We start from the raw sequence: 5401 nt of genomic DNA on the forward strand, positions 1-5401 counted from the left end.
AATGTATTTTTAGGGTTGAAAATTATCAAAATAAAAGTAGTTTTTGGGGGTGTAAAAATAAAAAATTATCCCAAAAAAGTTGGATAAATTACATTTAAATTATCAAATTTTTTGCGTGAGAAATTATGAATTTTTCAAAAAATGAGATGAAAAAATTGCTTCAAAATTGTACAAGAAAAATGTTTTTGAGATTTAAGAACTGCGAAAATTGTGGCAGTTTTTTGAGGTTTAAAAAGTAAAAAATATGTATGAATTACTATGGTTTTTTTCACTTATTTTTAGAAAATAACCCTAAAAAAGTTCAAATAAATTCTATTAAAAAGTATGATTTAAGTGTAAAAGCTATGAGAATTTTTCAAAAAATGAGATGGAAAAAATGTATTTTAAGAATTAAAAATTAAGAAAATTACAGTATTTTATTAGACTTAAAAAACATAAAATCGAGCTTAAATTATTGGATTTCTTTAATAAATATTCCTGAAAAAGTTAAAATAATCTCTATCAAAATTATGAACTTTTGCTGTAAAAATTATTGAAATTTTGAAAGTCTATTGTATCAAGTTTACAGAAATGAAAAGTTTATTTTAAAAATAAAAAGTAATAAAACTTCAAAAATTTTTCAGTTTATTTAGTTACAATTTTATCTTTAAAAAGTCTCTCTTTTTAAATGAAGCTTTTTATGGCTCAAAACTTTCAAATTTTCCATTTTCATAAAATAAAATTATGCGTTTTATTTTACTCGACTGATTTTCAATAACTTGACTTATTATTTCTTCATTTGATTTTTCTAATCGCTGAGAATCGAATATTTTTTCGTTTGCTTTACTTTGATACGTTTTAAGCGATTCTGAAGGGGTCTGAATAATGACTGGTTCTTCAGGTTCTTTACTGCCAAAGTCTTTATCGCTATTCATCATCGTAAATAAATCGGGTAGGGAAGTTGGTTTTTGCTTTTCTTCTGTTACTCGTTCTGCTGTATCGGGAAGTTCTGACTTCAGCATTTCGCCATCACCAGTCACCAACCAATCCCATAAGATTTCAGGAAAGCGCGATTTTATTTTGATAATAAATTCTAGAGAAGGTTTATTTCTTCCGGAAGTTACATGAGAAATAGACGAACGTTGTACATCTATCTCATCAGCAAATTCCGATGGAGTAAAACCTGAATATTCTATAACTTTTGAAATTCTTTCATTTAAACTCATAAATAACATGTAAAATAACGTTTACAAATGTAAATAATAAATTTACAAAATACAAACACAAATGTAAACAATGGAAAATTTATAAATATACAAAAGTAAACCATCGTAAAGTATTGTAATACAGTGTATTTATACAATTGTAAAATTTATTTTGGTAAATTATTAGACAACGTTTCCACAATCTGTTGCTGATAAGATTCCACCTAAAGTAAACGAAAAAGCAAGATGAATAATGTAAATTTGAAAATAATTGTGAAGAAATTGTACGCTTAAATTCTTTTTCTCTTGATTAATGCGGCATTTTACTTTGTGTAAAGTTCTGTGAAGTAGAAGAGTGTCTAAATACCATTAAAAGGCTAGTTTTATTATTATTTCTATCGATATATTTTAGAAAATAGTTTTATCGGTAAGTACTTTTAATAATACTTTATATATAAATGGTTATCTTAAAGTATTGTTTTTAAAAGCTTATTTAAGATGGCATTTTAGACTTCTTCAAGATGAAATAAAAGTCAAGTTATCCACAATTAACATTTGTATATATATTAAATTTTAGTTTTTCCACAAATTAATTTGTTTAAGTTAGTTATGCATATTTTATTGAAATTGTGCATAAAATCACTTAAAGTATGCTTTATTTATTACTTAACTTGAATAATGCAATCATTTGATTTTCAGTACACTAAATAACTATGATTAAATTATTGTTAATCCACAATTTTACTAACAGACAATCTGGCAATTTGCACTGTTTAATTGATTTACAAATGTGAATTTTATTTTTAAAACTAAAATGGTTAATTTTGAAAAATGTAAATTATTATTAATGAACTTTGAACATTTCTACACTGCAAATTCTGATTTTCCTAATCGCTATATTTCTCCTGAAAAATTATTTTCTTACTTACAGACGAATCTCAAAGATTACATTAAAGAGATTGGAAGGTCTTATTTAGATAAACCAATTTATAAGTTAAGTTTAGGAACTGGTAAAATCAGTGTTCTTGCTTGGTCACAGATGCACGGAAACGAATCTAATGCAACGCATGCGATGTTGGATCTATTAAAGAGTTTTGATAAAGCTCCCGAATTAAAAGAAGATCTTTTCAGCAAGATCAGTTTAGATTTTATTTTTATGTTAAATCCTGATGGTTCCGAAAAATGGACGAGGCTGAATGCGTCGGAAATAGACCTCAATAGAGACTTTCATAGTGAGGCAAGCAAAGAGATTAAATTCCTTAAAAATTTGGTTACTTCGAAAAAATATGACTATGCTCTAAATCTTCATGAGCAACGCACGATTTTCACCACCGATGGAGTTCATCCTGCAACACTTTCCTTTTTGGCGCCTTCTGAAAATGTGGAGCGCACCGTTACCGAAAACAGGAAAAAATGCATGGCGGTAATTGCGAATATTTATAATCATTTAAAAGAATTAATTCCGAATCAGATCGGAAGATATTCTGATGAATTTTATCCTACTTCTACAGGAGATAATTTTATAAAAGCAGGAATGCCGACAATCCTTTTTGAAGGCGGACATTTTGCTGGTGATTACTCTAGAAAAGAAACCAGAAAATTTTATACGATTGCTTTGTATTATGCTTTAAAATCTATAAGCGAACTTGACTCAGATATTACAGGTTGGGAAGCTTATCAGGAAATTCCTGAGAATCAGGAAACACATTATGATGTTATTTACAGAAACGTAAAATTAAATACGGATCATGAATGTATTTTGGATATCGCAGTTCAGTACAGAGAGGTTTATGAAGAAGGGAAAGATGAAATATCATTCATTCCTTTTGTGATAGAGGCTGGAGATGTGAAGAAAAGAAAAGGTTGGTTGGAAATCGACTGTACCGGAAAAAAATATATTTCCGATTTTAAATATCCTAAACTTGATGCGGAAGTAAATTTTAAAATAGAAGACTAAAAAACGCGGAACAATTTGTTCCGCGTTTTTTTATTTTTTTGTGCAAAATCAAAGCACTTAAACCCAATGTAAAATCTGATTAGTTGACCACTTTAATTCCGTTGGCTACAAATCTGATTTCTTCTTTAGGCTGAGTAATTGCATCAATTTCCGCCTGAGGCTTTTTAGCATCTTCCGCGTAGTGTTTCTGCTCGTCAATAGAAGTTACTTTTCTTTCAGCAGTTCCGTCTAATACAACTGTTTTTCCTTTCAAAGCTGTCGGAACGAAAAATGCATAATCTTTCATTTTCACAAAAAACTGAGAATTATCTTCAGTTTGAATAGTTAGCCAACATCCTTTTTTCTCGCAAACGTCAGTTACTTTTCCTTTTACCGCTACGTTCTCAACTTTCTTATTTTCTTTTTTAAGCTTTTTGCTTAATTTTTCAACAGAGATAGCTTTAGATTCAACAGAAGAAGCTACCGCAGACCCATAAGTGTCTCCTACGATCGCATTACCTTCCGGTGGACCCATTTTTTTCTTTTCCTGAGCAAAAGCTAAAGTCGATACACTTACTGCTGCTAAAACTAATATTGCCTTAAATTTCATTATTAATATTTTTTCCAAAATTAACAATAATATTTGAATTTAGAATGATTATAAACTTGATAAATAACAGGTCGTTTAGAAATCGAAAACAAAAATGAAAAACAATTGCATATTTATTTATATTTGAACGGAATATTTGAATATGCAGAAAAAACTAAAACTTTGGGACGCCATTATGTTGGTAATGGGTTCGATGATCGGAAGCGGAATTTTTATCGTAAGCGCCGATATGATGCGGAATCTGGGTTCCGGATACTGGATGATCGTTGTTTGGGTGATCACAGGAATTATGACTGTTGCTGCAGCAATTAGCTATGGCGAGCTGTCATCACTTTTCCCAAAAGCTGGCGGACAATACACGTATCTTACAGAGATTTTCGGAAAAAAAATGGGTTTCCTCTACGGATGGGGATTGTTTACCGTGATTCAGACCGGAACAATTGCCGCTGTTGCAATGGCATTCGGAAAGTTCACCGCATATCTCGTCCCTGAGTTAAATAACGCTGCACCCATATTTCAAAGCGGAACATTTCAGATCACCTGGATTCAGATCTTGGCAATCGCAGTGATTATTTTGCTGACCTACATCAACACAAGAGGAGTAGAAAGTGGCAAGCTACTTCAAAATGTTTTTACGGGATCAAAAATCATTGCTCTCCTTGGATTAATTGCTTTAGGATTCATCTTAGTTGATGTTTCTCATTTGGCAGAAAATTTCAGTTTCGGAACAGAGTCTTTTAATAACTTAAAACAGGACGATAAAGGCATCTTTTTGCAGTCGGGGTGGGAATCTATCTCCGGAATGACTTTGATGGGCGGAATCGCTGCCGCAATGGTTGGTTCGGTGTTTAGTTCGGTTGCCTGGGAGAGCGTAACTTTTGTTTCTGGCGAAATTGAAAATCCTAAGAAAAATGTTGTGAAGGCAATGATTTTAGGAACTTCTGCAGTGATGTTGCTATATATCGCCGTAAATTTTGTTTATATCAATGCTTTAGACAGAGATTCGATTGCTTTTGCTGCCAATGACAGGGTGGCGGTTGCCGCTTCACAGAATATTTTTGGAAGCGCAGGAACAGTAATCATTGCTGTTTTGGTGATGATCTCTACATTTGGTTGTAACAACGGATTGATTTTAGCCGGAGCAAGAGTTTTTCAGACCATGGCAAAAGATGGATTGTTCTTTAAATCTGCCGTTGACAACAACAAAAATCAGGTTCCCGGAAATGCACTTTGGATGCAGGGAATTTGGGCATCTATACTTTGCTTGAGCGGGCAGTATGGAAATCTTTTAGACATGATTTCGTTTGTCATTGTATTGTTTTACATGATTACCGTTTTCGGAGTCATTTATTTGAGAATTAAAAAGCCTAATCTTGAAAGACCTTATAAAACTTGGTTCTACCCAATTACTCCATTGGTTTATCTTCTCATTGGAACAACTTTTTGCGTATTGCTTTTAATTTATAAGCAACAATATACTTGGCCGGGATTTTTAATAGTTCTTCTTGGGTTGCCAGTTTATTATCTTATCAATAGAAATAAAAAAACAGATCAATAATTTTTTTAGGAGCTAATTCCCGCTTTCACTACTCGCTTTTTTCTTGTTTTTTGGCGGCGGCTTTGCCGCCGCCAAAAACCCCGGAAATAGCGAGTGCGGAAAGCGGGAAATAG

At 31.9% G+C, this 5401-nt stretch carries 4 protein-coding genes; 2 read left to right on the top strand and 2 right to left on the bottom strand.

Annotated features, from left to right (window positions below):
- Nucleotides 1–677: 677 nt before the first annotated feature.
- Nucleotides 678–1205, bottom strand: coding sequence for a helix-turn-helix domain-containing protein (locus tag OEW74_RS09370; protein ID WP_265428220.1), 528 nt, complete (start codon nt 1203–1205; stop codon nt 678–680).
- An 826-nt stretch (nt 1206–2031) separates the two neighbouring features.
- Between OEW74_RS09370 and OEW74_RS09375 the strand changes: the two genes are divergently transcribed.
- Complete coding sequence (locus OEW74_RS09375; protein WP_265428221.1) at nt 2032–3141, top strand: M14 family zinc carboxypeptidase; 1110 nt, start codon at nt 2032–2034, stop codon at nt 3139–3141.
- 79 nt (nt 3142–3220) lie between these two features.
- On the opposite strand, the gene OEW74_RS09380 is transcribed toward OEW74_RS09375, so the two are convergent.
- Entirely contained in the window at nt 3221–3730 is a 510-nt protein-coding gene (locus tag OEW74_RS09380) for a DUF4920 domain-containing protein (protein WP_265428222.1), read from the bottom strand.
- A gap of 142 nt (nt 3731–3872) precedes the next feature.
- On the opposite strand from OEW74_RS09380, the gene OEW74_RS09385 reads away from it, so the two are divergent.
- Complete coding sequence (locus OEW74_RS09385) at nt 3873–5288, top strand: APC family permease (RefSeq protein WP_265428223.1); 1416 nt, start codon at nt 3873–3875, stop codon at nt 5286–5288.
- The last annotated feature ends 113 nt before the right edge of the window (nt 5289–5401 follow it).

It is taken from the genome of Chryseobacterium sp. YIM B08800, assembly GCF_026163565.1.
Lineage (GTDB): Bacteria > Bacteroidota > Bacteroidia > Flavobacteriales > Weeksellaceae > Chryseobacterium.